Below are 22,502 nucleotides of genomic sequence, written 5' to 3'. Positions count from 1 at the left end.
CAGAGTAGAGCGATGGGAGACGTCAGCGAACGGTTCTGGGCGAAGCTGCCGGACGGCAGCCGGGACGCCTTGGTGGACGGGTTGAGTCAGTCCGAGCTGCAGTCCGTCCTCCTGGACGTGACCCGCGAGCGGGCCGCCAAGGTCAAGCCGGCGCGGTTGCTGCAGCGTTGGACGCAGGACCGGTTCGTCAGGCCGTCGGCCGTGGATCCGCGCGCGCTGGTGAAGACGCAGCAGCGGCTGTGGGAGCTGCTGCCGGAGAAGTTCGCCGGCGTACAGCTGTCGCCGCTCGCGCCGCTCGGGACCTGTTCGGCGGTCGCGACGATCAACCAGCACCAGATCGTCAGCACGATCCGCGGTACCGAGGTGGCCAGCGATCCCACCAACGAGCTGGCGATCGAGGCCGCCGTACGTCGGCGCGCCGGGGAGGAGCGGGTACACCTGGCCGCCTGTCAGCGGGTGGTGCGCGCGCAACCGTTCGACACCCCCGGGTTCGCGGCGCATTTCGAGCTGTTCGTGCTGGTGTCGAGCGCACGGGACAGCGGGTCGTTCCGGACCGAGGCGGAGCTGCTGATCGACCACCTGAGCTTCTGGCACGCCGTCCTGGGCGAGAAGGCCGATCTGAGGTTCACCCTGTTCAAGGAATCCGGGCTGCGGGACCGGATCGAGGACACCGTCCGCCCGGCGCTCGCGGTGCCGTTGACCGAGGACGCCGAACGGACCAAGAGCGCGAGCTACTACGCCGGTACTGCGCTGGCCGTCGGCGTGCCGGACCACGAGATCGGCGACGGCGGGTTCACCACCTGGACCGCGGACCTGCTCGGCGACGCGAAGGAACGCTGCCTGACGTCCTGCATCGCAACCGAGTTCCTGACCGCTATCCCAACCTGAGCAGACCGGCGTCGGTCGGGCGGAAACCGCACGCGTCGAGGTAGAACGCGGTCAGATGCGGTTCGAAGTCGACGTGCAACCATTCACAGCCGGCCTTGCGCGCCTCCTCAGCGGCGATCAGTACGAGCTGCTTGCCGATACCGCGTCGGCCGTGGTCCGGATGTACGGCGGTATCCAGCACGAACGCGTGCGCACCGCCGTCCCAGCACACCTGCACGAACCCGAGCAGCTGATCGTTGCTAAAGGCCCCTACCCAGGTGAGCGCCCATCGCTGCAGCCGCTCCGCCCAAGGCTCGACCTCTGGCTCACCTTCGAAAGCAGCCGCGTGCAACTCCGACAGTTCGCGGTCGTCCACCTCGAACCGCACGACGTACTTCACAGCATCCCCACCGCCGCTTCCAGCCGGGCGATCCATCCGTCGGCCGAACCCTCCGGCAGATCGGACATGCTCAGATATCCCTGGACCGCAACGGACGGCAGGACCGCGGTCAGCCCGTCGGCTTCCCCGTAGGCGTCGAGCGCGTCGGGCCAGTCGGCGGAGTCGACCGACGAGACCAGGAACCAGGCCAGGTCGAGGACGCCGGGTGCTGCTGATACGTCTTCCCAGTCCAGGAAGGCCACCTCACCGTCCGGTGACGTCCGCAGGTTCTGCGCAGAGGCGTCCCCGTGGACGAGGGTCAGCGCACCGGCCCTCGACACGGCGCGCTCGGCCTCGACGACCTTCCCGACGAGGCGTTCGCCGAACTCACGGACCGGCGTACTGAGGTCCCGTCTGGTGGCGAGTGTCGGCCAGGTGCGGTCGTACAGCTGTGCCACCAAGTCCTCGGCGGCGCCGAGCGGTCGCAGCCACGGCCAACGTTCGTGGGCCTGGCCGGTCCAGCGGTCGTGGAGGTCGCGCAACGCCCGCGCCCCGGCGACCGGGTCGACGCCCGGCGTCCACGCGGACAGGTCCTCGAGGACGAGCAGCGTCCCGTCCGGGCCGGACTCCGCCTGGTAGCACTCGGGCACGCGCACACCGACGTACGGCGCGATCTCGCGGTAGAAGCGGACCTCGGACTCGAACATGTTCAGGACGTCCGGGATCGAGCCCGGTACCGCGGGCGCCCGGCGCTTCAGATGCGTCACCAGGTCAGGCTAGAGACACCAGCCGGCTGGCGTGACCGATTTTTCTAGGCGACGAGTTCTAGGCGACGAGTGTGTACGCCGTCGGGATCGAGGAGTAGGCGCGCGGGCCGGACGGGATCCGGTGGGAGCGGTCCTCGACGCGGATGGCGGCGGTCTGGAGGTGGACGGGCAGGGTGGACCGGACCGCGGTGGTCAGGTCGAACTGCACCTCGGCCAGCAGGTCGGTGAGCTCGAGTTCGAGCGCCCGGCAGATCGCGGCGAGGATCTCCGAGGACGGCTCCTTGCGGCCGCGCTCGATCTCGGAGAGGTACGGCACCGATACCTGGGCCTGCTCGGCGAGCTCACGCAGGGTGATGCCCCGCTCGCGCCGCAGTCGGCGGAAAACGTTTCCGATCACCTGGCGTAGCAACACGACGGGCCCTCCTCGCCTCCGGATCTCCTGTACCGAGTGTGCCATCCGCCACGGGCCGCCCGCGCCGGATCTGCCCTCAGCAGACTTTCTGCTCTGCGCAGAATCGGCAGACTTTGTGCACCAGATCAGCAGTTCGGCGGCCGGCGGGCGCGGATCGGGTGCACAAAGTGGGTCAGGAGTGGGTCGCGGCGAGGGCTTTGGCGAGGTCGGTGGTGAGGTCCTCGGGGTCTTCCAGGCCGAGGCTGAGGCGGAGGAGGGCGTCGGACGGCTTCGCCTCGGGAGTGACCAGGCGGTGCGTCAGGGCGGCCGGGTGCTGGATGAGCGTGTCCACGCCGCCCAGCGAGACCGCGTGGGTGATGAGCTTCAGCCCGCTCGCCACCCGCGCCGCCGCCTCATATCCGCCACTGACAGTGAACGCGAGTACGGCGCCGGGCCCGGACTGCTGGCGACCGATCAGGCCGTTCGGGTCGCTCAGGCCGGGGTAGTAGACCCGCTCGACAGCGGGCTGCGCGGACAGCCAGTCCGCGACCTTGATCGCGGTCGCCTGCTGCGCCCGTACTCGCACCGGCAGCGTCTGCAGTCCCCGGTGCAGTTCGTACGCCGCCAGCGGGTGCAGCAGGCCACCGGTCACAGCGCGGATCTGCCGGAGCCGGCCGACCCACTCCACGCCGGCCGCGACGACGCCTCCCATGACGTCACCGTGGCCGCCGAGGTACTTGGTTGCCGAGTGCAACACCAGGCTCGCCCCGTGCCGGGCCGGCTGCTGCAGGACCGGCGTCGCGAAGGTGTTGTCCACCAGCAGTGGTACGTCGCCTGCCGCGGCCGCGACGTACCGGAGGTCGACGAGGTCCACGGTCGGGTTGGCCGGCGTCTCGACGATCACCAGTCCCGTGTCCGGGCGGATCGCCGCCCTGAGCTCGTCGGGTTGTGCATAGCTGACGGTTGTCCCCAGGAGGCCTGTGGACAACAGGTGGTCGGTGCCGCCGTACAGCGGGCGGACGGCGACCACGTGGGGGCGGCCGGCAGCGACGGTGGCGAGCAGACAGGCGGTCAGCGCAGCCATGCCCGAGCCGAACGCGACCGCGCCGTCGGTGTGCTCGAGTTCGGCGAGCGCGTCCTCGAAGCGGGCGACGTTCGGGTTCCACAGGCGCTGGTAGACGAGGCTCCCGCCGTCCGGGCCGCGGCCCTGCGTGAGTTCGTCGTACGACGCGCCGCCGGTGTCGACGTCGGGCAGCGGGTAGGTCGTGGACAGGTCGATCGGAGGGACATGGACGCCGCGCGCGGTCAGGTCGTCGCGGCCGGCGTGTACCGCCCGGGTGTCCAGCATGAGAGCCTCCTCCGCCTGTGGATAACTGAGGTGACTGTGGAATCTTCTGCGATGTAGAGGCAAGAGCTCCGAAGAAAATTCGTCCACAGGCTCATCCACACGCTGTGGATTCTGTGGATGGCTCTACAGTAGGTGGCATGCCGAAGGATCGTCGGAGCCCGGGACCGGCTCCGCGGCCCCAACCGGGTGCACCGTCGGACAGGCTCGACGAGGTGGACCGGAAGCTGGTCCAGCTGCTCACGGCCGACGGCCGGATGCCGAACAACGCACTCGCCGAGGCCGTCGGCATCGCGCCGTCGACCTGCCTGACCCGGGTCCGCTCGTTACGCGAACGCGGGGTGATCCGCGGGTTCCACGCCGACGTGGACCTGGCCGCGCTCGGCCGGCCGCTGCAGGCGCTGATCGCGATCCGGATCGGCGCGCACTCCCGCGACGAGATCGACCGGTTCCGCACCAAGGTTCCCCGGCTCCCCGGGGTGTTGTCGCTGTTCCACGTCAGCGGCGCGAACGACTATCTACTGCACGTGTCGGCGAGCACGCCGGACGCACTCCGCGAGTTCGTCCTCGACCACCTGACCGCGGACCCCGCGGTCACCCACGCCGAGACGAGCCTGATCTTCGAACACGTCCGGGCGATGCCGGACGTGCAGCACTCACCAACCTCGCGCGGGTCGGGCAGTTGACGCTCGAGGGAGCGGCGCACCGGCCTACTTGCGGGGGTTAGTGAGTGACGGAGGTCCGCGGTCAGCGGGGCTTGAGGCTCCAGGCCTCGGCGAGGAGCTGGAAGGAGTGGCGGCGTTCGGCCGGGTTGTGGATGTTCGTGGTGATGATCAGCTCGTCGGCGCCGGCCGAGTTGGCGCGGCGGCGCAGGTCGGCGGCCACCTGGTCAGGCGTGCCGACGGACACCAGGCCGGCCCATTCCTCGACAGCGGCTTCCTCCGCCTCGGACCACGGGTACTCCGCAGCCTCCTCGGGCGACGGGAGCGGGCCCGGGCGGCCGGAGCGGAGCCGGAGCATGGAGAGCGCGTTCGCTCGAGCGAGCTGCTGCGCTCGCTCCTCGGTCTCCGCGACGATCGCGGCCAGCGCGAGGATCGCCCGCGGTTCGCCGTCGTGCTCGAACCGCCGGTAGTTCGTCTTGTACGCCGAGATCACGCCGGCCGGGTCGAGCGTCCCGAAGTGCCCGGCGTACGCGAAGCCGGTGCCGAGCGCCGCGGCCGCCTGACCGCCGTACGTGCTGGAACCGAGGATCCAGATCGGCGGCAGCGGTACGTCGGACGGCTGCGCGGTGATCGGCTCGAACGGGTGACCCGCGGGGAAGCCGTCGACGTACGCGCGGAGCTCGGCGTACTGCTCGGTGAAGTCGTCCGCACCGAGCGCCTCACGGCTGCGGCGCAACGCGAGCGCGGTGCGCTGGTCCGTGCCCGGGGCGCGGCCGAGGCCGAGGTCGATGCGGTCCGGGTAGAGCCCGCCGAGGACGCGGAACGTCTCGGCGACCTTGAGTGGGGAGTGGTTCGGCAGCATGATGCCGCCGGAGCCGACGCGGATCGCCGAGGTCGCCGAGGCGACTGCCGCGATCATCACCTCGGGGGTGGAGCTCGCCACGCTCGGGATGTTGTGATGCTCGGCGAGCCAGAACCGGTGATAGCCGGCCGCCTCGGCGGTGCGGGCGAGTTCGAGCGTCTCGTGCAATGCCTCTGACGGTCGGGTGCCCGACGGCACCGGGGAGAGGTCCAGCACGGACAAGGGCATCGCTTCGGCGCTCACGGATGGGTGTCAACGCGGGTTGGTTGGTAGGTATTCCGGATCGCGCGGGCGAGGGTCGACTCAGGTGGGGTAGGGGGTGGTGGTGCGGGCGTCGCGGAGGGCTCGGGACCACCAGGCGAGTTGGGTGAGGAGGGCCTCGGCGGCGGTGGATGTGGTGGGGTCGACCGGTTCGCCGTCGGCGAAGTCCTCCTCGTGGAAGCCGAGGGTGTCGCGGATCGTCACCGCGTGCAGTTCACCGAAAACGAGCCGGAGTTGTTCGGCGGCGCGGAGACCGCCGGAGCGGCCGCCGTACACGACGAAGCCGACCGGCTTCGCGTACCAGGGTCGTCGTACGGCGTCGATCGCCGTCTTCACGTCACCCGGGTACGCGTGGTTGTACTCCGCCGTGACGATCATCACCGCGTCCGCGTCCTCGATCCGCGCCGGCAACTCCTCGAGCGCCGTCCGGCTGAGGTCGACCAGGTCGAGCTTGAACTCACCCGCCCGCTCAACCTCCCGCACGAACCACCGAGTCACCACGGTCCCGAACCGCCCCGCCTCGACATTGCGCGTCATCACGACGAGCCGGAGCGGATGAACTGTCACACCGACGACGCTAATACCTCAACAAGACTTGAGGTCAAACCGTCTCACTGCCGGGCCGGTGAGTCTGGGGGTGCCGACGGCGGGGTCGTGGTGTGGAGGTCGGTCTGGGCGGCGTGCATGAGGGTGGTTTGGTCGCCGAGCACACCGACCGCTTGCCAGGCGTCGGTAACGGCGGCCAGTTGGGTCGAGTTGTCGCCGAAGAGGGTGCGTGCGGTGGCCTGGGTGGCTTCGGCGAAGTCCTTGAAGGTGGCGGACGACGCGAGGCTGCCGCCGGTCAGGGTCTCGTACCAGATCTTGCCGGCGTCGTCGTACGCGTTGCCGCCGACGGCCGTGGCGACCAGGTAGAACGCATGGTTCGGGATGCCGGAGTTGATGTGGACGCCGCCGTTGTCGTCCTGCGTGTCGACGTACCCGGACATGTCGGCCGGCTGCGGGTCCTTGCCCAACCGCGGATCGTCGTACGCCGTCCCCGGCGCCTTCATCGACCGCAGCGCGACGCCCTGCACACCCGGGAGGAACAACCCGGCACCGATCAGCCAGTCGGCGTCCGCCGCGCTCTGCTTCAGCGAGTACTGCTTCGCGAGCGAGCCGAACACGTCGGAGATGCTCTCGTTCAGCGCACCGGACTGACCCTGGTAGTCGAGGTTCGCCGTGTACTGGGTGACGCCGTGTGTCAGCTCGTGCCCGGTGACGTCGATCGACGACGTGAAGTTGCCGAAGATCGTCCCGTCCCCGTCGCCGAACACCATCTGCGAGCCGTCCCAGAACGCGTTCGCGTACCCGCGGTCGTAGTGCACCGTCGACACCAGGACGAGCCCGCTCCCGTCGATCGAGTCCCGCCCGTAGCACTCCTTGTACAGCGTCCACGTCGCACCGGTGCCGTCGTACGCCTGGTTGACCGGCTGGTCCTGGACCGCGTCCTGTCCTTCGGAGCGGACCAGTGTGCCGGGTAGGTCGGTGCCGTTCTGTGCGTCGTACACCTTGCGCTGCCGGCCACCCTCCGCGGCCGCGGTCTCACGGCCTGCCGCGGGCCGGGTTCGCAGTACGGCGTCGTGCTGCAACGACTGCCGGATCCGGGCACGGACGCTGGGGTCACCCGCGGACTGTTCGAGCTGCTCGAGCAGATACGGCGGGACGATGGAGTGGAACACCACTACAGGAAAACCCGGCACCGAGATAAACTCAAGGATTTGTGGCTGCGTCGAAGCGAATTCCAGAAATGCAGCCCGAAATCAACGCGCGCATTTTAACACAAGGGATAGCGAATTGCCGAATCCTGTTGACGCCGAGCAGGACAACCTGGTCAGGTTCTACGCTGCGCTCGACACCGAGCGGGAGCGGGCCGACGCGCGGTCCGACGACGAGCAGTTGGTGCACACCCGCAACGCCCAGGCGCTGCACCAGCGGGACGGGCGGATCCGGGATCTCAAGCTCCGCCAGGCCCGGCTGAACGCCGCCGAGGAAGGGCTGTACTTCGGCCGGCTGGACACCGCCGACGGCGAGGTGCTGCACATCGGCCGGCTCGGGCTGCACGACGACGAGTACGAACCGCTGCTGGTCGACTGGCGGGCGCCCGCGGCGCGCCCGTTCTACGTCGCGACCGCGGTGGCGAACCACGGGATCGTCCGCCGCCGGCACGTGCAGACCCGGTTGCGCCGGGTGATCGACGTCCAGGACGAGCAGCTCGACCTCGGCCGGGAAGCCGCCGACCCGTCGAAACCCGGGACCGGGGTGATCGGCGAAGCGGTGCTGATGAAGGCGCTGGACGCCCGGCGGACCGGCCGGATGGAGTCGATCGTGCAGACGATCCAGGCCGACCAGGACCGGATCATCCGCTCGGAACTGCCCGGAATCCTGGTCGTCCAGGGTGGTCCGGGGACCGGTAAGACCGCGATCGCGCTGCACCGCGCGGCATTTCTGCTGTACACCTATCGGGAACAGCTGGAAAAGCGCGGAATTCTCGTCGTCGGGCCGAATGCGGCGTTCCTGCGGTTCATCGGCCAGGTGCTGCCGTCGCTCGGTGAGGACGGCGTCCGGCTGGTCACGATCGCCGAGCTGTACCCGGGCGTCAGCGCCACCCGCCCGGAGTCGCCGGAGAGCGCCGAGGTGAAGGGCCGGACCGTGATGGCCGACGTGATCGCCAAGGCGGTCACCGACCGGCAATGGGTCCCGGACCGCCCGGTGCACGTGACCGTCGAGCGCACCGAACTGACGCTCGACCCGGAGGTCGTTGGCGCCACCCACGCACGGGTCCGGAACCGCAACCTCACCCACAACCAGGCGCGCCCGTTCGTGCTGAACGAGATCACCGACCACCTGACCAACCAGTACGCCGAGCTGATCGGCACCGATCCGCTCGACGGCGAACAACTGCTCGACGAGTACGACCTGGCCGAGCTGCGCAACGAGGTGCTCGCGGAGCCCGCCGTGCAGGCCCTGCTCGAGCAACTCTGGCCGCTACTCAGTCCGCAGAAGCTTCTGGAGGACCTGTACGGCGACGAGGACCGCCTGGCGACCGCCGCGCCGCAGCTGTCCGCGTTGGATCGCGAACACCTCCTGCGGTACGGCGCCGACTGGAGCCCGGGCGACGTACCGCTGCTGGACGAGGCCGCGGAACTGCTGGGCGACGACGGGTCGGAAGCGGCGCGGGAGCGGGCCGCCCGGGCGCGGGCGATCGCCTACGCCCAAGGGGCTCTCGACGTACTCGCGGGTTCCGGGTCGACGGACTTCGACGAGGACGACGAGGCGGAGATCCTGACCGCGAAGGACATCCTGGACGCGGAGGCGTTCGCCGAGCGGTACGAGGCCGACGACGACCGGACGCTCGCGGACCGGGCCGCCGCGGACCGGCGGTGGACGTACGGGCACGTGATCGTCGACGAGGCCCAAGAGCTGTCGCCGATGGCGTGGCGGGCGATCGCGCGGCGCTGCCCGCTGCGATCGATGACGGTGGTCGGCGACGTGGCGCAGACGAGTTCGGTCGGCGGCGGTACGTCGTGGTCGAGCGCGCTCGGCGAGACGTTCGGCGACCGGTGGCGGCTGGCCGAGCTGACGTTGAACTACCGGACGCCTGCCGAGGTGATGGAGCTCGCGAACGCCGTACTGCGGGAGGTCGACCCGTCGGCACAGGCGCCGCAGTCGGTCCGCTCGACCGGCGTCCGGCCGTGGCATGTCGACGTACCGGCGGCCGAGCAGGCGTTGTACGTGTACAAGATGGCGGCCGAGGAGACGGCGTACGGCGAGGTCGGCGTGATCACCTCCCGCAGCCGGCTCGAGCTGATCCAGGAGGCGGTGGACGGGCTGAGCGGTGTCACCGTCCTGACCGCCCGGGAGGCGAAAGGCCTCGAGTTCGACTCGGTGCTGGTCGTCGACCCGGACGGCATCGTGATCGAGTCCCCCCGCGGCCTGCGCGACCTGTACGTCGCACTCACCCGCTGCACCCAACGCCTCGGCGTCGTCGGCGACCTCCCCGACGTACTGCGGGAGTCAGCTGCCTGGGGGTGATTCGTTGCCCTTTCGACCGAGCAGCCGGGCGAAGTTCACGTCGAACCCCCAGCCGAGCGCCTTCGGCGTGAACAGCCGCGGGTCGTCGGGATTCCACCAACGGGACTTGAGCCGGTCCCCGGTCAGGGGCCGCCAGTCGTACGGGATGCCGAGGAACTTGCCGGTCTTACCGCCCATACCTGGACAGTAGCTCGGTCAGTGATCCGCGCAGCACTTCTGCTGGTGCTGGAGTTCGAACGGGATCAGCACGTCACCGGCGGCCGGCTGGACCTGGAGGACCAGCCGGCCGTCGCGACGGAGCGGGCGGAGGAAGTCGAGGGTGTCGATCAACGTGTCGTCCTCGATCGGCACACCGCCGATGCCCTCCAGGTGATCGATGCCCAGCGCACCACGCGCCCCGTCGTCCCGAGGGCCGCCTCGACCGCCGCGACGTACGCGCCGCGGACCAGCCGGCTCGGTCCGGCGAGCTCCGGCTCGGACGCGCCGGGCCGGGTGACCGCCAGCCCGACGTTGCGTTCGGCAACCATCGCGCGGACCGGGTCGGCGAGGTCGGCGGCACTGGTCAACGAGACCGCGACGTGCGGCCGGTCGTCGCCGGACACCGTGTGGGTGAGGGCGAGAACGGGCTGCTCGAGGCCGTCGATCACCTCGTACAACAGGTGGTCGGCGGCCGCCGTGTCCTTGCTGCCGGCATCGATCGCGATGATCACGAACGCGTGTCCTTTACTTGGGGAGCACCCAGATCGGGTTGGTGTAGAACCACAGGTCGACCCACGGGTCCGCGTCGCCGACCACGTCCAGCTTCGGCCCGACCGGGTCTACCGCCGCACCGAGGTACCCCGGCTGGCTGCGGTTCCCGTCGGTACCGCGGACCCGGACGTACTGCGCCTCCTCGGCGCGGCCGAGCGGGTGGATCAGCTCGAAGGTGCCGCGCCGGCCCGAGGTGTCCCACTGCCTGACGACCTTGGTGTTCGGCGCGGTCATCGTGTCCCTGTCGGCGACCGGGCCGGTGACCGAGCCCTGGATCACGTCGACCCGGTTCAGCGCCGGGACGAAGTTCGACCAGTTCGGCATCGTCTGCGCGGTGATCCGGACGACCAGCTCGATCGCGCGGCCCTTCTTCACCAGCAGCGCGCCGCCGAGCGGTTCGCCGTACAGTTTGCCGACCTCGCGGACCTCGACCTCGACACCCTTGACCAGTCCGCCGTGGTCGACCCAGACGCGGCCGTTGCGCAGGCCCTCCATCACCGCGAGGTAGTCGCGGCGGTTGGCGCCGACGTGCGTACGGCTGTAGTAGCCAGGCCAGAAGTCGCTCGCCGTCGAGTTGACAGCGTTGCCGTAGACCGGGTCCATGTACCGGCCATCGCGGTCGAACTGCGCCTGCGACGAGCCGTCCGGCCGGCGGGACGTCTCGTTCCAGTTCACGTGCGAGTCGGAGTTCGCGGAGATCCACCACGGCTTGCCCTCGGCGAGCAGGCTGTCCCAGAGGCCACCGACGGTCGCGGTCATCCAGTCGAAGCCGCCCCAGGTCCGGTAGCTCTCGGCCGGGTAGCCGGGGAACGAGTTGGGGTTCGGGGCGTTGCCGTACAGGCCGCGGGCGCTGCCGGCGCCGATGCCCTTCGGCAGGCCGCCGGCCTGGTGACCGGGTGCGCCCTCGAAGCCGACGGCGATCCGCGGGTCGGCGTCGCGCCAGTTGCGGATCTCGTGCGGGCTGTCGATGCCGTTCCGGGCCGGGTGGTTGGCGAGGAACAGCGCGTCCGCGACCCGGCGCTTGTCGACCTGCCGGCCGAGCCACTGGATGCCGGACACCGCGAGCGCCTCGTTGGCCGGCGAGTTCGAGCTCGCGTTCTTCACGCTGCCGTCGTAGCTGTTCTCGAACTGCTTCAGTACGTCGACCTCGCGGCTGCCCGGTGCGACGAAGATCGTGCCGTGCTCGGCGGCCGGGATGTTCCACTCCAGGCCCTGGAAGATCAGCGTGTCGCGCAGTTCGGCGCGGGCCGCCTTGATCTGCGGGTTGACCAGGTCGACGCCGATCCGCGCGTGCGTCGCGCCGCCGTGGTCGGTGATCACCAGCCAGTCCAGGCCGTACGCCGCGGCGTGCCGGGCCTGGTCGATGACGCGGTACATGCCGTCCGAGCTGAGCTGGGTGTGGATGTGGTGGTCGCCGGCCAGCCAGACCTTGGGGCGGCTGCCGGGCCGGAAGACCCACCCGTCCTTCGGCGCGGCCGCCGCCGCGAACTGCGCACCGGTGACCGCGAGCGCCGCCGTACCGCCGAGGATGCCGGCCGACCGGAGCAGACTGCGCCGGCTCACCTCGGCGGGGGACAGCTCGCTGTCCGGTACGGAGGTGTCCAGCGCGGCCAGGGTGGCCTGGTCCAGCTCCGTGTTCGGGTGATGGTGGTCGTGCCCATGACCGTGATCGTGGTCATGGGTGTGCGGGTGGTCGTGCGAGTGCCCCATCGACTGTCCTCTCGTGGCGGAATCGGCGGGATCATCGCCGGTGTCCGTGACCACGAGATGTGCGCGAAATGAACCGTTCCCCGCTCCTGCGACCAGGTCGCGAGAGCTCAGCGGGCGCGGCGGTCCCGGAGCATGCCGACCGACTTCTCGATCCGGCGGTCGCGGGTCGCGTCGGTCTTCGCCGACGTCACCTGCAGCACGTGCCACTGCCGGTTGCTGTAGCTCAACGTGTCCCAGAACGCCTTCGCGTCCGGGTCGGCCGCCAGCGCGGCGGCCAGCGGCTCGGGTACGTCCAGCTCGCGCGGCGCGGTGTCCAGCTCGACCTCGACGTCGAGCACCTCACCGGGTGCGACACCGGCTTCGGTACGACGCTCCGCGCTGACGCCGAGCAGATACCGCCCGCCCATCCGCGCGATCGACGTACGGAAGGTGAAGCCGTTGACGGTCACGCTGACCTTCGGGCGGCCGCCCCCGCCGAGCCGCTCGACGACCTCGTCAGGGACCTCGAAGCCGGCCGTGTTCTTGCCGGTGGACAGGAGTTCAGCGGTGAACTTCATCGCTCCATCATGCGAGTTCGGCAGGTCATGTCGAGAGGCCGGCGGTGGCTCCGACGTACCGAGGTCAGGTCGGTGGAAGGAGTGAGCGTGATTCTGAACAGCATGTTGCTCGGGAGTACGAACGCCGAGCGGTTGAAGGCGTGGTACCGGGACGGGTTCCGGGCGGAGGTCGACGGCTACGGGAACCTGGACCTCGGCGGCTTCGGGCTGGTGATCGAGCAGCGGGACGACATCGCGGGCAAGAACCCGGAGCCGGGGCGGCACATCGTGAACTTCGCGGTCGACGACATCGAGGGGGCGGCCGGGCACCTGCGGACGCTGGACGTCGAATGGCTGGTGCACCCGGAGGACCGCGGGATCGGCTGGTTCGCGACCGTGATCGACCCGGACGGGAATTACGTCCAGTTGATCCAGATGAAACCCGAGTACTACACGCAGAAGTGAAAAACGTTCGCACCGGACCTGGGGGATCCGGTGCGAACGCGGTAGTGGTTCAGGCGCATTTCACAGGGGAGAAAAGGGGCGGCAAGCGAGGGGCAGAACGCCGACGCTCGCCTGCCGCCCGACACCGGTCCTTTGATGATCGAGGTGAGGCGCTCGACCTGGCGTCGTTCCGGGTGGGTTGTCTGGTGAGATACGGAACGCGAAAGGTACCGGGGATTCTTCTCAGCGGGGCGCTACGTCCCACATGCGCTCGCCGGGCAGGGGGTCGGGGAGCTTGTCGATCATCGGCATCGGGTCGTTCGTGACCCGGAGACCGGCGAATCGGCGGCTCATGGCGTCTGCGTACCGCTCGGCCAACGCCGGCTCGGCGTTGTAGTCGGCGATGACGTGCTCACCGAACCAGACACGCACGCGTCGGCGCTGAACGGTCTGAGTGGCGGTGGCGGTTGTCACGGGTCCTCCTGGCTGTTACTTCGAGGGTGGGTCGGCCTGGAAAACGCGGGCGAGCGCGGTGCCGGTGCGCCGTGTTGTGTTCACCGTCACGTCACTTCCAACGGAGGACCGAGAGTCGAGGTCACGCCCGATTCCGGAAATTCTGGACAATTGCCAGAACTCTTCGCTCAGACCACCGACACGCCACCGTCGACAGCCAGCTCCACGCCGTTCACGTACGTCGAATCGTCCGATGCCAGGAACAACGCGACGGCTGCGATCTCCTCGGGGCTGCCCATCTTTCCGCGCGGGATCAGCGACTCGAACTGCCGCTTGGTCTCCTCGTCGAACAGTTCCTCCTGCTTCGCGGTCGCGACCTGACCGGGCATCAGCACGTTCACCCGGATCCGCCGGTCCTTCAACTCGGACAACCAGACGCGCGCGTACGCCTGCAGCACGGCCTTGCTCGCCGCGTACACGCTCCATTCCGGATAGCCCTTGACCGACGCGTTCGAGCCGGTCATGAAGATCGAACCGCCGTCGTTGAACAGCGGCAGCGCCTTCTGCACCGTGAACAGCGTGCCGCGCGCGTTCAGGCCGAAGGTGGTGTCGAAGTGCTGCTCCGTGATCTCACCGAGCCGGCCCTGCGCGCCCGTCCCGGCACTCGCCCACAGGATGTCGATCGCTCCCTGCTCGCGTTCGACCGTCGCGAACAGGCGGTCCAGGTCATCCAGATCCGCCGCATCTCCCCGCACGCCGGTCACGTTCCGGCCGATCGCCTTCACGGCTTCGTCGAGCGCGTCCTGCCGCCGGCCCGTGACGAAGACGTACGCCCCCTCGTCGACGAACAGCTTGGCACCGGCCAGCGCCAGACCGGTCGTTCCACCCGTGATCACTGCGACCTTGCCGTCGAGCTTTCCCATGATCCACTCCGTCGCGTTATGTACACCAATCAGTGTGCTTAACCTAAGCGATCGAACCAGTCCGGCGCAAGCTAAGTACACCGACCATTACCCATGACGGGTAGGCTGGGTCGTATGACGGAGTTGGAGAAGGGCCCGCAGGGCCGGCGCCGCGGGCGGGGCGCACGCGAGCGCATCCTCAGCGCCTCACAGCAGCTGTTCCGCGAGCAAGGCATCGGCCATACCGGGATGGATCAGCTCTGCGCGGTGGCCCAGGTGTCGAAGCGGACGGCTTACCAGCACTTCAGTACGAAGGACGAGCTGGTCACCGAGTATCTGCGGCGCTTCGATCCCGACGTACTGCCCGGAGTGTTCGACAACAGCGAGCTCACGCCGCGCGAGCGGCTCCTCGCCGTGTTCGACGTACCGACGACCGGGCCGGACGACCTCACGCCGCTCTGCCCGTACATCGCGGCGGCCGTCGAGCTCAACGACCCGCAACACCCTGCTCGCCGGCAGGCGCACGACTACAAGCGGGCGATCGCGGCACGGCTCGCGGACACCGCCCGCGAGGCCGGCGCTGCCGATCCCGAGCAGCTCGGCGAACAACTCGCGCTGCTCCTCGACGGCGCCGCGGCCCGCACCCGGGTCCTCAACGCCGACGCCTTCCGCACCGCCGCTGCGATCGCCGCCGTCCTGGTCGACGCCGCGATCCCTCGTTGACCTCTGGAGTTGCCCGACGCCCGCTTACGCGAACGGCCCGCGGACGGACACCCCGCCGTCCAGCACGATCTGCTGACCGGTGATGTACGACGCCTCGTCGGACGCCAGGTAGCCGACCGCCCGGGCCACCTCCGCCGACCGCCCGAACCGCCCCGCCGGGATCTCCTCGACGACCTCCTCGCCGACGTTCGCGTTCGCGACCGCGGTGGCGATCGCACCGGCCGCGGCGACGTTCATCCGGATGCCGTCCCGGGCGTACTCGGCGGCGACCGTCCGGGCCAGGCTGAGGATGCCGGCCTTCATCACGCCGTACGCCGCCTGCTCGGGCGCGGCCATGAAACCCGTTACCGATCCGACACTGACGATCGCGCCGCCGGTGCCCTGGTCCAGGAACACGCGGAGCGCGGCCCGGACCGCGCGGGCGACGTACCGGAGGTTGACCTCGTAGATCGTGTCCCAGTCCGCGTCGGCCATCTCGTGCAGCTTCACCGCCGGCACGAACGCGACCTGGCCGCCGACGACCGTAACCAGTACGTCGAGCCCGCCGAGCTGCCGCACCGCGCCCGCGACCATCGCCTCGACGTCCGCCGCCGACCGAACGTCGCCGGATATCGGGTACGCCGTACCGCCGGCCGCGCGGACCGCGTCCGCAGCCTCGGCGGCCCGTTCCGGGTCGAGGTCCGCGACCATCACCGCGGCACCCTCCCGGCCGAACAGGTCCGTCGTCGCGCGGCCGATGCCGCCGCCTCCGCCGCCGATCACCAGGGTTCGCTTTCCACTGAGCTGCATGGGCGGAGAATATGACGGCAACGTCACGAGATTCACAGTGTTTCCTCAGGAAAGACACGCCGAAGCTGTCGGAACCGCTCCGTACGCTGGAGGCGTGACCATCGAAGACGCTGGCATCAGGCCGTTGACGGACGCTGTCGAGGAACCGGTCGTGGAGAACGCTCTCGTCGTTCCCGAGCGGGTGATCGGCGGCGTCGTCCCGTCGCCCGTCCGGCCCGGTCCGGCGGGGATCGCGGCCGTCCAGACGGAGCATCTGATCAGTGACGTCGGCGACGCGCTCCGGCTGCTGGACGCGGTCGAGCGCGTCCGCGGGCACGCGCATCCGCTGATCCTCGGCCTGCAGGAAGCGGTCGGGATCAAGATGCCGGCCGCGCTCGTGCTGAGCGCGATCGCGAACGGCCGGACATCCGCCCACCAGGTCGCGAAACAGGTCGGCATCACGCCCGGCGAGGCGGAGCTGGCGATCGCCGACCTGGAAGCGCTCGGCATGGTCCGGACCACGCCGACGCTGACCGTCACCGGGATGGGCCAGGCCCGGCTGTCCCAGCTCGACGGCCTCACCGTCCGCGTCCTCGACGTCATCACCGGCATCCTCGGCCCGACCGACGCGGCCCACCTGGTCCGCCTGCTGCACACGGTCGCCGACGGTCTCGAGTCCGCCTCGGTCGCGGCCGCCGTCAATCCACAACATCAGGTGGTCTCGCACAACTAGGGCGTGTCGAAATCGGCCTGGTGGCAACGACGTAGCTGATGTCTAGTGACTAGGAGGGCATCAGATGCTTCAGGACAGCAAGGCGTTCAGTGGGTTCTCGGTGGACGACATTCCGCGAGCCAAGGAGTTCTACGCGAAGACGTTGGGTCTCGACGTCGGTGAAGTGCACGGGATGTTGCAGTTGCGTACCGGCGGCGGCAACTCGGTGCTCGTGTACCCGAAGGACAACCACGTGCCGGCGGAGTTCACCGTGCTCAACTTCCCGGTCACGGACATCGAGGAGACGGTGCGGGGGCTGACCGCGCTCGGCGTCACGTTCGAGCGGTACCACGAGGCCCAGGACGAGCTCGGGATCAACCGCGGCGGGGGCCCGTTGATCGCCTGGTTCAAGGACCCTGCGGGCAACATCCTCTCGGTCCTCCAACAGGACTGACCCCTTCTCCGCCCACGGGTGGAGAAAGGATTTCCATCTCCCGGGGGCGGTGCGCCGCTGGATAGTTTCATCGAAGAAGCACACCTGTATCAAATAAGGAGCCTTCGATGAACCGCTGGATCGCAGGCGTCACCAGCCTGCTCGCGGCCACCGCCTGGGGAACGACAGGTACGGCGCCGACGCCACGGCTGACCGCCGACGTCAACCGGGACGGCGTACTGACGTCCGCCGACGACGCCGGGAGGAACAGCTGGACCGACGCCCGCGGCGCGATCTTCCTGCCGAACCTGGACGACGACGAACACCGCTGCACGGTCGACCCGGCCGACCTCGACGCACCGGGGCGGGCGGTCGACGACAGGCTTGCCGCCTGCAACGACGCGGCCGACGACCGGATCAACGGGCCGCGTGACGCCGCGGACCTCGCGCCGCTGGCGATCAAGGCCGAGCGCAACCTTTCCGGCGGTGCCACCGGCACCGTCACGATCACCCCGGCGGGCAAGGCGCGTGCCTTCGCGAACGGCCGCCCGGTCGGTACGCTGACCGCCCAGGACCTGCGGCACGGCGTACACCTGCTGCTCGAGGGCCGCGACATCGTCCGCGACCCGAAGAAGTGGGACGGCCAGATCACTGTCACGCTGTCCGTCACGGACCGCGGTCAGACCGTCACGGACGCCGTACGGATGCGGGTCGCGCCGCTGATGCTGCAGAACGACCTGCAGCCTGCGCAGACCGTACTCGCGAGCACACCGAACACCGGGCAGGGCTTCTGGGGCCGGACGCCGCCGTACGAGCAGGGTGCTCCGGGTGACTGGCCGCAGTTCTCGTCGACGTTGCGTAAGGCAACCAAAGTCCGGTTCGTCCAGGGTACGCACGAAGGCTGGAAGGACATGTGGGCGCAGGACTGGTTCGAGCCTGCCACCGCGAGCATGCCGGGCATCGGCGGCCCACACACGATGCGGATCCTGATCCGCTCCGGCGGCGTGTGGGACATGCCGGCCGACAACACCCCGCGCCCGGCGGGGAGGCTGCTGTACCGCGACCTGCGCGGCCCGGACGTCGGCGTCGTCCAGGAACTCGCCGACCAGGCATCCTCCGGGCTGAACGACCTGCTGAACCTGGGCGGCAACATCGAATCGCTTCCGCCGTACGCCGGCTATCCGCACGGGCGGCTGTTGTACGGCGCCACCGCCGAGCGGCACCCCGACGCCGGGTTCCTCACGATGCTGACCGGCCAGGGGTACCAGCCGCCACTGGTGATCGACACGTCCTGGCTGATGGTCGGGCACGTGGACGAGACGGTGCACGTCGTCCGCGCGGACAACGCCCGCGGCTGGACGCTCGCGGTCGCCGATCCGCGGCTCGGCGCCCAACTGTTGCGCGAGGTGCAACGGCAAGGCGGCGGCAAGCAGCACCTGTTCGCGGACACGAAGTCGCCGCACAAGCCGACGGTCGACGACGTACTCCGCACCGGCCTGGCCGACAACGAGGACGCGGCGAAGCACATCGACGGCCAGCTGAAAGTCCTGTTGAAGGCCACGGGGCTGCAGCAGGACGAGCTGGTCCGGCTGCCCGAGATCTTCAACCGGGTGCCCGGCTACGGATTGCTCAAGGCAATGACTCCAGGCCCGGCGAACGGGCTGTCGATCACCGCCCGTGAGTACGCCGCACCCGATCCGCACGGGCCGCGCCTGCACGGTCAGGACGTGTTCAAGCTGGTTACGGGGCGCGCACTGGCCGGCACTGGCGTCCGGGTCCGCTGGGTCGAGGACTTCTTCTGGGCACACCTCGGCGGCGGCGAGGTGCACTGCTCGACGAACGCGCTCCGCGACACCAGCCGGGCTACGCCGTCGTGGTCCGGAACCGCAGGGTCGGGTATGTCGACTCGATGAACCCGAGACCCCGGTAGAGGTCGATGCCGTCGTCGGTCGCATGCAGCTCGACCTGACCGACGGCGGTCTCGTCCCGGAACCAGTCCACCAGCGCCACCACACACGCCTTGGCCAGACCGCGGCGCCGGAAGTCCGGGTGTGTGCTGACGTTGTACAGGTGCCCGCGAACGGTCGACACGTCCCGCGGGCCCGGCGGATGCGCGTACACGTTGCCCGCAGCACCGGCGACCACTCCGGCATCCGGGTCCTCGACGACGTACGCCGCGAAGGTGTCCGGTGACGCGAGCTGCTCGGCGAACCACTTGCGGGCACCGATCCGCCACGGCGCGTCCGGGCCGCCGACGTCGGCGCCCATCGCGGAGAGCATCAGCGCGCGCAACTGGACCAGCGACTCCGCATCGGCCGTCCCGGCCCGCCGGACCGCCGGCTGTTGTGTCTGACTTTCGTTCACTTTTCCGATCATGCCAACTTTTTGCCGAAGCGCTGAATCGTAGGGGATATGGCGCAGACCAGAGCCCCGCGTGCCGCCCGCGCTCGACGCGCCGGACCACGCCGACCGACCGGGATCGGGGCACTGGCGATCGCCGTCGTCGGCATCCTGGTCCCCGGCACCGCCTATCTGGTGGCCCGCCGGCCCAGGCTCGGTACGGCGGTGACGCTGGTGAGCCTCGGGCTGTACGGCGCGGCGGCGTACCTCGTGCTCCGGCAGCGGGATGCGGTGATCGGGTGGGCGCTGGATCCGGCCGTGCTGCTGTGGATGATCGCCGGCCTGGTCGCGGTCGCGCTCGCGTGGGTCGTCGTGCTGGTCACGTCGTACAAGATGCTCCGCCCGCTGACCGCCGGGCCGGCCTCCCGGACGCTCGGCTCGCTGGTGATCGGCGTGCTGTGTTTCGCACTGGCGGTCGGTACGGCGAGCGGCGCGCAGACGCTGGCGGCGCAGCGCGAGCTGGTCACGAAGGTCTTCGCGGGCTCGGAGACGAAGAGCCAGACGCGGCCGACGATCGTCCCGAAGAAGGACATCTGGGAGCAGCTCCCGCGACTCAACGTCCTGCTGCTCGGCGCGGACGACGGCGCCGACCGGCAGGGCGTCCGGACCGACTCGGTGATGGTCGCGAGCATCGACACCAAGACCGGCAACACCTCGCTGATCTCGCTGACCCGGAACTTCATGCGGATGCCGTTCCCGGCCGGCACTCCGCTCCATGAGAAGTTCCCGACCGGGTTCTGGGACCCGAAGCTCCCGCCCGGCCAGGAACAGCCCGAGTTCTACCTGGACGCCATGTACCGGAACATCCCGAAGCTGTACCCGGAGCTGATCGGCCCGTCGGACAACCCCGGCGCGGACGTGCTGAAGATGTCGGTCGGCGCGGCGCTCGGGCTGCAGATCCACTACTACGTGCAGGTCAACCTGGCCGGGTTCGCGAAGCTGGTGGATGCGCTCGGCGGGATCACCGTGAACATCAACTACCCGGTCCCGGTCGGCGGGAACGACGACAAGAAGATCCCGCCGAGCCGGTACCTGAAGCCTGGGCGGGACGTCCACCTGAACGGATCCGACGCGCTGTGGTTCGCGCGCGGCCGGTACGGGCTGGCGACCGCCGACCTGGCCCGCCAGGCCCGGCAGCGCTGCACGGTCAAGGCGATCGTGGAGCGAGCCACGCCGCAGAACGTGCTCACCAACTACCAGGAGATCGCCCATGCCGGCGAGCAGCTGATCCGCACCGACATCCCGGGAAGCCTGCTGAAGCCGCTGGTCGACGTCGGGCAGCGGGTGAAGACCGCGAAGATCACGAACGTCGACCTGGACAAGAAGAAGAACTTCCCGAACGGCCGGAACCCGAACTACGCGGCGATGCGCGCGATCGTGGCGCAGGCGATCAACCCGGTCCGCAGTACCAAGCCGGTACCGCGCCGCACCACCACCGTCCCGCCGACCCAGCCGAAGGTCACCACGAAACCCGACAGCGGCGACCTGACGTCGGCGTGTGCCTACAACCCGGGCGCGACCGGTTAGGAGACATGCCCTAGGCGTAGCGGATGCCGAGGCCGCCGTCGACCGCCCAGTTGGCGCCGGTGACGAAGGCGGCGGCGTCGGAGGCGAGGAAGCAGACCACCTCGGCGACGTCCTCGGGGGTGCCGATCCGGCCGAGCGGGTGCACGCCGAGGGCCTTCTCGCGTTCGCCGGGGATCGTGTCGAAGAACTCCTCGAGCAGGTCGGTGGCGATGTAGCCGGGGCTGACCGCGTTCACCCGGACGTTGTGCGGCGCGACGTCGAGCGCGAGCGAGCGGGTCATCCCGACCAGCCCGGACTTCGCGGCGGCGTACGGGAACATGCCGGCCTGGGTGAGCTTCGAGTGGATCGAGGCGATGTTCACGATCGAGCCGCGCTTGGCGTCGATCATCGGCTGCAGCACCTGGCGGGACATCAGGAACGCGCCCTTCAGGTCGACGTCGAACACGTCGTCCCATTCGGACACCGACATCCGGGCCGGGTCGGCGTACGAGTTCTTGCCGGCGTTGTTGACCAGCACGGTGACCGGGCCGCCGAGGTCGTCGGTGAGCTTGGCGACCGACTGCCGGACCGACACCTCGTCGGTGATGTCGCCGACCGCGGCGGCCACCTTCGCACCGGTCTCGCCCAGCTCCGCGGTGGTCGCGGTCAGTTCGTCCGCGAGGATGTCGACCAGCCCGACCGCCGCCCCTTCCGCCGCGGCCTTCGCCGCAACCGCCCGGCCGATCCCGCGCGCGGCCCCCGTCACCAGTACAACCTCGTTCGCCAACCGACCAGTCACAAACGTCTCCCTCAACCTAGGCGTCGGGAACGACCTTAGTCGGGCGCGTCGTCAGGCTCGGGTGCTGGTCAGGATGCAGAACTCGTTGCCGTCGAGGTCGGCCATCGGGATCGCGCCGGGCTCCTGACCGCTGTCGAGCCGGGTCGCGCCGAGGGCCAGCAGCCGCTCGACCTCCGCCTCGGCATCGCCGTCCGCGACCAGGTCCAGGTGCAGTCGGTTCTTCGGTGCCTTCGGGGCGACGGGCCCTCCGCCCCAGGCGACCTTCGGTCCGCCGGTCGGCGCCTGGACCGCGGTCTCGTCGTCCTGGTCCCAGACCAGCGGCCAGTCGAGGACCTTGCTCCAGAAGTACCCGACCGCACGGCTGCCGTCCCCCGCCAGCTCGCCGAGGAACGCGGTGTCCTTGAGGAAGTTGTTCCCGGCCTCGATCACGCAGAACTCGTTGCCTTCCGGATCCGCCAGGACGATATGTCCTTCTTCCGGCTTCTGCCCGACGTCGAGGTGCCGGCCGCCGAGCTCGAGCGCCCGCGCTACCGTCTCCTGCTGCTGTTCGGGCGTCTCGCTGGTCAGGTGGAGGTGGATCTGGTTCGGGCGATCCTTCGCGACGTCACTCGGCAGGAACCGCAGCCGGAAACTGGTCTTCTCATCGGGCAGGAGTTCGTTCCCGTCGGCCTGCTCCCATCCCAATACGCCGGCCCAGAACCGCGCGAGCCCGGCCGGATCCTTCGCGTCGATCGACAGCGCATAAAGGGAGGTAGCCATGC

27 protein-coding genes are annotated in these 22,502 nt (G+C 69.5%); 9 read left to right on the top strand and 18 right to left on the bottom strand.

Annotation, left to right across the window (positions count from 1 at the left end; genetic code table 11):
* Window positions 1-12 precede the first annotated feature (12 nt).
* Entirely contained in the window at window positions 13-888 is an 876-nt protein-coding gene (locus AB0M51_RS17030; protein ID WP_344193881.1) for a hypothetical protein, read from the top strand.
* On the opposite strand, the gene AB0M51_RS17025 is transcribed toward AB0M51_RS17030, so the two are convergent.
* The 4 genes from AB0M51_RS17025 to AB0M51_RS17010 all read right to left on the bottom strand — a co-directional run bounded on the left by AB0M51_RS17025 (window position 875) and on the right by AB0M51_RS17010 (window position 3,752).
* Window positions 875-1,267 (bottom strand): GNAT family N-acetyltransferase, encoded by a 393-nt coding sequence (locus tag AB0M51_RS17025; protein WP_363749566.1) that lies wholly within the window; start codon window positions 1,265-1,267, stop codon window positions 875-877. The two genes, AB0M51_RS17030 and AB0M51_RS17025, sit on opposite strands and share 14 nt — an antisense overlap.
* Window positions 1,264-2,013: a phosphotransferase gene (locus AB0M51_RS17020; RefSeq protein WP_344193877.1), complete on the bottom strand. Its 750-nt coding sequence runs from the start codon at window positions 2,011-2,013 to the stop codon at window positions 1,264-1,266. The genes AB0M51_RS17025 and AB0M51_RS17020 overlap by 4 nt, the downstream gene beginning before the upstream one ends.
* Window positions 2,014-2,071: 58 nt before the next feature.
* On the bottom strand, window positions 2,072-2,425 hold the full coding sequence (locus AB0M51_RS17015; RefSeq protein ID WP_344193875.1) for a helix-turn-helix transcriptional regulator: 354 nt from the start codon (window positions 2,423-2,425) through the stop codon (window positions 2,072-2,074).
* 172 nt (window positions 2,426-2,597) lie between these two features.
* Window positions 2,598-3,752, bottom strand: a complete 1,155-nt coding sequence (locus tag AB0M51_RS17010) for a PLP-dependent aspartate aminotransferase family protein (RefSeq protein ID WP_363749565.1) — start codon at window positions 3,750-3,752, stop codon at window positions 2,598-2,600.
* Between the two features lie 137 nt (window positions 3,753-3,889).
* Between AB0M51_RS17010 and AB0M51_RS17005 the strand changes: the two genes are divergently transcribed.
* Window positions 3,890-4,435: an Lrp/AsnC family transcriptional regulator gene (locus tag AB0M51_RS17005; RefSeq protein ID WP_344193871.1), complete on the top strand. Its 546-nt coding sequence runs from the start codon at window positions 3,890-3,892 to the stop codon at window positions 4,433-4,435.
* Window positions 4,436-4,496: 61 nt separating this feature from the next.
* Here AB0M51_RS17005 and AB0M51_RS17000 read toward each other — a convergent pair whose 3' ends face one another.
* The 3 genes from AB0M51_RS17000 to AB0M51_RS16990 are packed head-to-tail and all read right to left on the bottom strand — an operon-like array spanning window position 4,497 to window position 7,252.
* Complete coding sequence (locus AB0M51_RS17000) at window positions 4,497-5,516, bottom strand: LLM class flavin-dependent oxidoreductase (protein ID WP_363749564.1); 1,020 nt, start codon at window positions 5,514-5,516, stop codon at window positions 4,497-4,499.
* A gap of 60 nt (window positions 5,517-5,576) precedes the next feature.
* Window positions 5,577-6,101, bottom strand: coding sequence for an NAD(P)H-dependent oxidoreductase (locus AB0M51_RS16995; RefSeq protein ID WP_344193867.1), 525 nt, complete (start codon window positions 6,099-6,101; stop codon window positions 5,577-5,579).
* A 44-nt stretch (window positions 6,102-6,145) separates the two neighbouring features.
* A complete protein-coding gene (locus tag AB0M51_RS16990; RefSeq protein WP_363749563.1) occupies window positions 6,146-7,252 on the bottom strand; it encodes a M4 family metallopeptidase in 1,107 nt (368 codons plus the stop codon).
* A 115-nt stretch (window positions 7,253-7,367) separates the two neighbouring features.
* Between AB0M51_RS16990 and AB0M51_RS16985 the strand changes: the two genes are divergently transcribed.
* A complete protein-coding gene (locus AB0M51_RS16985) occupies window positions 7,368-9,605 on the top strand; it encodes a helicase (RefSeq protein WP_344193863.1) in 2,238 nt (745 codons plus the stop codon).
* Here the strand turns inward: AB0M51_RS16985 and AB0M51_RS16980 are convergent.
* The 5 genes from AB0M51_RS16980 to AB0M51_RS16960 form a co-directional block, all read right to left on the bottom strand.
* On the bottom strand, window positions 9,588-9,782 hold the full coding sequence (locus AB0M51_RS16980; protein ID WP_344193861.1) for a DUF5808 domain-containing protein: 195 nt from the start codon (window positions 9,780-9,782) through the stop codon (window positions 9,588-9,590). The genes AB0M51_RS16985 and AB0M51_RS16980 overlap by 18 nt on opposite strands.
* 18 nt (window positions 9,783-9,800) lie before the next feature.
* The gene (locus AB0M51_RS16975) at window positions 9,801-9,956 is read right to left on the bottom strand and encodes a hypothetical protein (protein WP_363749562.1); all 156 of its coding nucleotides are present in this window, start codon (window positions 9,954-9,956) and stop codon (window positions 9,801-9,803) included.
* On the bottom strand, window positions 9,932-10,315 hold the full coding sequence (locus AB0M51_RS16970) for a hypothetical protein (RefSeq protein ID WP_363749561.1): 384 nt from the start codon (window positions 10,313-10,315) through the stop codon (window positions 9,932-9,934). The genes AB0M51_RS16975 and AB0M51_RS16970 overlap by 25 nt, the downstream gene beginning before the upstream one ends.
* Before the next feature lie 13 nt (window positions 10,316-10,328).
* Complete coding sequence (locus tag AB0M51_RS16965; protein ID WP_344193857.1) at window positions 10,329-12,065, bottom strand: PHP domain-containing protein; 1,737 nt, start codon at window positions 12,063-12,065, stop codon at window positions 10,329-10,331.
* A 107-nt stretch (window positions 12,066-12,172) separates the two neighbouring features.
* Entirely contained in the window at window positions 12,173-12,622 is a 450-nt protein-coding gene (locus AB0M51_RS16960) for a YdeI/OmpD-associated family protein (protein WP_344193855.1), read from the bottom strand.
* 87 nt (window positions 12,623-12,709) lie between these two features.
* Here AB0M51_RS16960 and AB0M51_RS16955 point away from each other — a divergent pair, with 87 nt between their 5' ends.
* Window positions 12,710-13,066, top strand: coding sequence for a VOC family protein (locus tag AB0M51_RS16955; RefSeq protein WP_344193853.1), 357 nt, complete (start codon window positions 12,710-12,712; stop codon window positions 13,064-13,066).
* A 222-nt stretch (window positions 13,067-13,288) separates the two neighbouring features.
* Here the strand turns inward: AB0M51_RS16955 and AB0M51_RS16950 are convergent, their stop codons facing one another.
* Both AB0M51_RS16950 and AB0M51_RS16945 read right to left on the bottom strand, forming a co-directional pair.
* A complete protein-coding gene (locus AB0M51_RS16950) occupies window positions 13,289-13,519 on the bottom strand; it encodes a hypothetical protein (protein ID WP_141856379.1) in 231 nt (76 codons plus the stop codon).
* A gap of 167 nt (window positions 13,520-13,686) precedes the next feature.
* Window positions 13,687-14,421: an SDR family oxidoreductase gene (locus AB0M51_RS16945; RefSeq protein ID WP_344193851.1), complete on the bottom strand. Its 735-nt coding sequence runs from the start codon at window positions 14,419-14,421 to the stop codon at window positions 13,687-13,689.
* A gap of 114 nt (window positions 14,422-14,535) precedes the next feature.
* Here AB0M51_RS16945 and AB0M51_RS16940 point away from each other — a divergent pair, with 114 nt between their 5' ends.
* Window positions 14,536-15,123: a TetR/AcrR family transcriptional regulator gene (locus AB0M51_RS16940; RefSeq protein WP_344193849.1), complete on the top strand. Its 588-nt coding sequence runs from the start codon at window positions 14,536-14,538 to the stop codon at window positions 15,121-15,123.
* Between the two features lie 24 nt (window positions 15,124-15,147).
* Here the strand turns inward: AB0M51_RS16940 and AB0M51_RS16935 are convergent, their stop codons facing one another.
* Window positions 15,148-15,912 carry an SDR family oxidoreductase gene (locus AB0M51_RS16935; protein ID WP_344193847.1) on the bottom strand — a complete coding sequence of 255 codons (765 nt, stop codon included), beginning with the start codon at window positions 15,910-15,912 and terminating at the stop codon, window positions 15,148-15,150.
* A gap of 94 nt (window positions 15,913-16,006) precedes the next feature.
* Here AB0M51_RS16935 and AB0M51_RS16930 point away from each other — a divergent pair, with 94 nt between their 5' ends.
* The 3 genes from AB0M51_RS16930 (at window position 16,007) to AB0M51_RS16920 (ending at window position 18,949) form a co-directional block, all read left to right on the top strand.
* The gene (locus tag AB0M51_RS16930) at window positions 16,007-16,624 is read left to right on the top strand and encodes a MarR family transcriptional regulator (RefSeq protein ID WP_344193845.1); all 618 of its coding nucleotides are present in this window, start codon (window positions 16,007-16,009) and stop codon (window positions 16,622-16,624) included.
* A gap of 64 nt (window positions 16,625-16,688) precedes the next feature.
* A complete protein-coding gene (locus AB0M51_RS16925; RefSeq protein WP_344193843.1) occupies window positions 16,689-17,057 on the top strand; it encodes a VOC family protein in 369 nt (122 codons plus the stop codon).
* A 107-nt stretch (window positions 17,058-17,164) separates the two neighbouring features.
* Window positions 17,165-18,949: a protein-arginine deiminase family protein gene (locus tag AB0M51_RS16920; protein ID WP_344193841.1), complete on the top strand. Its 1,785-nt coding sequence runs from the start codon at window positions 17,165-17,167 to the stop codon at window positions 18,947-18,949.
* On the opposite strand, the gene AB0M51_RS16915 is transcribed toward AB0M51_RS16920, so the two are convergent.
* A complete protein-coding gene (locus tag AB0M51_RS16915; RefSeq protein WP_344193839.1) occupies window positions 18,900-19,400 on the bottom strand; it encodes a GNAT family N-acetyltransferase in 501 nt (166 codons plus the stop codon). The two genes, AB0M51_RS16920 and AB0M51_RS16915, sit on opposite strands and share 50 nt — an antisense overlap.
* A gap of 48 nt (window positions 19,401-19,448) precedes the next feature.
* Between AB0M51_RS16915 and AB0M51_RS16910 the strand changes: the two genes are divergently transcribed.
* Window positions 19,449-20,963, top strand: coding sequence for an LCP family protein (locus tag AB0M51_RS16910; protein ID WP_344193837.1), 1,515 nt, complete (start codon window positions 19,449-19,451; stop codon window positions 20,961-20,963).
* A gap of 10 nt (window positions 20,964-20,973) precedes the next feature.
* Here AB0M51_RS16910 and AB0M51_RS16905 read toward each other — a convergent pair whose 3' ends face one another.
* Window positions 20,974-21,741, bottom strand: a complete 768-nt coding sequence (locus tag AB0M51_RS16905; RefSeq protein ID WP_344193835.1) for a glucose 1-dehydrogenase — start codon at window positions 21,739-21,741, stop codon at window positions 20,974-20,976.
* A gap of 51 nt (window positions 21,742-21,792) precedes the next feature.
* Window positions 21,793-22,500 carry a VOC family protein gene (locus tag AB0M51_RS16900; RefSeq protein WP_363749560.1) on the bottom strand — a complete coding sequence of 236 codons (708 nt, stop codon included), beginning with the start codon at window positions 22,498-22,500 and terminating at the stop codon, window positions 21,793-21,795.
* Window positions 22,501-22,502: the final 2 nt, after the last annotated feature.

Origin of the sequence: Kribbella sp. NPDC051137 (assembly GCF_040682535.1) — a bacterium.
In the GTDB taxonomy this organism is placed as follows: Bacteria; Actinomycetota; Actinomycetes; order Propionibacteriales; family Kribbellaceae; genus Kribbella; species Kribbella karoonensis.
This window is presented reverse-complemented; position numbering and strand designations above follow the sequence as displayed.

Coding starts and splice junctions, on each gene's coding strand:
- AB0M51_RS17030 (WP_344193881.1), top strand. CDS start 13: ATGGGAGACGTCAGCGAACGGTTCTGGGCGAAGCTGCCGGACGGCAGC.
- AB0M51_RS17010 (WP_363749565.1), bottom strand. CDS start 3,752: ATGCTGGACACCCGGGCGGTACACGCCGGCCGCGACGACCTGACCGCG.
- AB0M51_RS17005 (WP_344193871.1), top strand. CDS start 3,890: ATGCCGAAGGATCGTCGGAGCCCGGGACCGGCTCCGCGGCCCCAACCG.
- AB0M51_RS16980 (WP_344193861.1), bottom strand. CDS start 9,782: ATGGGCGGTAAGACCGGCAAGTTCCTCGGCATCCCGTACGACTGGCGG.
- AB0M51_RS16965 (WP_344193857.1), bottom strand. CDS start 12,065: ATGGGGCACTCGCACGACCACCCGCACACCCATGACCACGATCACGGT.
- AB0M51_RS16960 (WP_344193855.1), bottom strand. CDS start 12,622: ATGAAGTTCACCGCTGAACTCCTGTCCACCGGCAAGAACACGGCCGGC.
- AB0M51_RS16945 (WP_344193851.1), bottom strand. CDS start 14,421: ATGGGAAAGCTCGACGGCAAGGTCGCAGTGATCACGGGTGGAACGACC.
- AB0M51_RS16940 (WP_344193849.1), top strand. CDS start 14,536: ATGACGGAGTTGGAGAAGGGCCCGCAGGGCCGGCGCCGCGGGCGGGGC.
- AB0M51_RS16935 (WP_344193847.1), bottom strand. CDS start 15,912: ATGCAGCTCAGTGGAAAGCGAACCCTGGTGATCGGCGGCGGAGGCGGC.
- AB0M51_RS16925 (WP_344193843.1), top strand. CDS start 16,689: ATGCTTCAGGACAGCAAGGCGTTCAGTGGGTTCTCGGTGGACGACATT.
- AB0M51_RS16920 (WP_344193841.1), top strand. CDS start 17,165: ATGAACCGCTGGATCGCAGGCGTCACCAGCCTGCTCGCGGCCACCGCC.
- AB0M51_RS16910 (WP_344193837.1), top strand. CDS start 19,449: ATGGCGCAGACCAGAGCCCCGCGTGCCGCCCGCGCTCGACGCGCCGGA.
- AB0M51_RS16900 (WP_363749560.1), bottom strand. CDS start 22,500: ATGGCTACCTCCCTTTATGCGCTGTCGATCGACGCGAAGGATCCGGCC.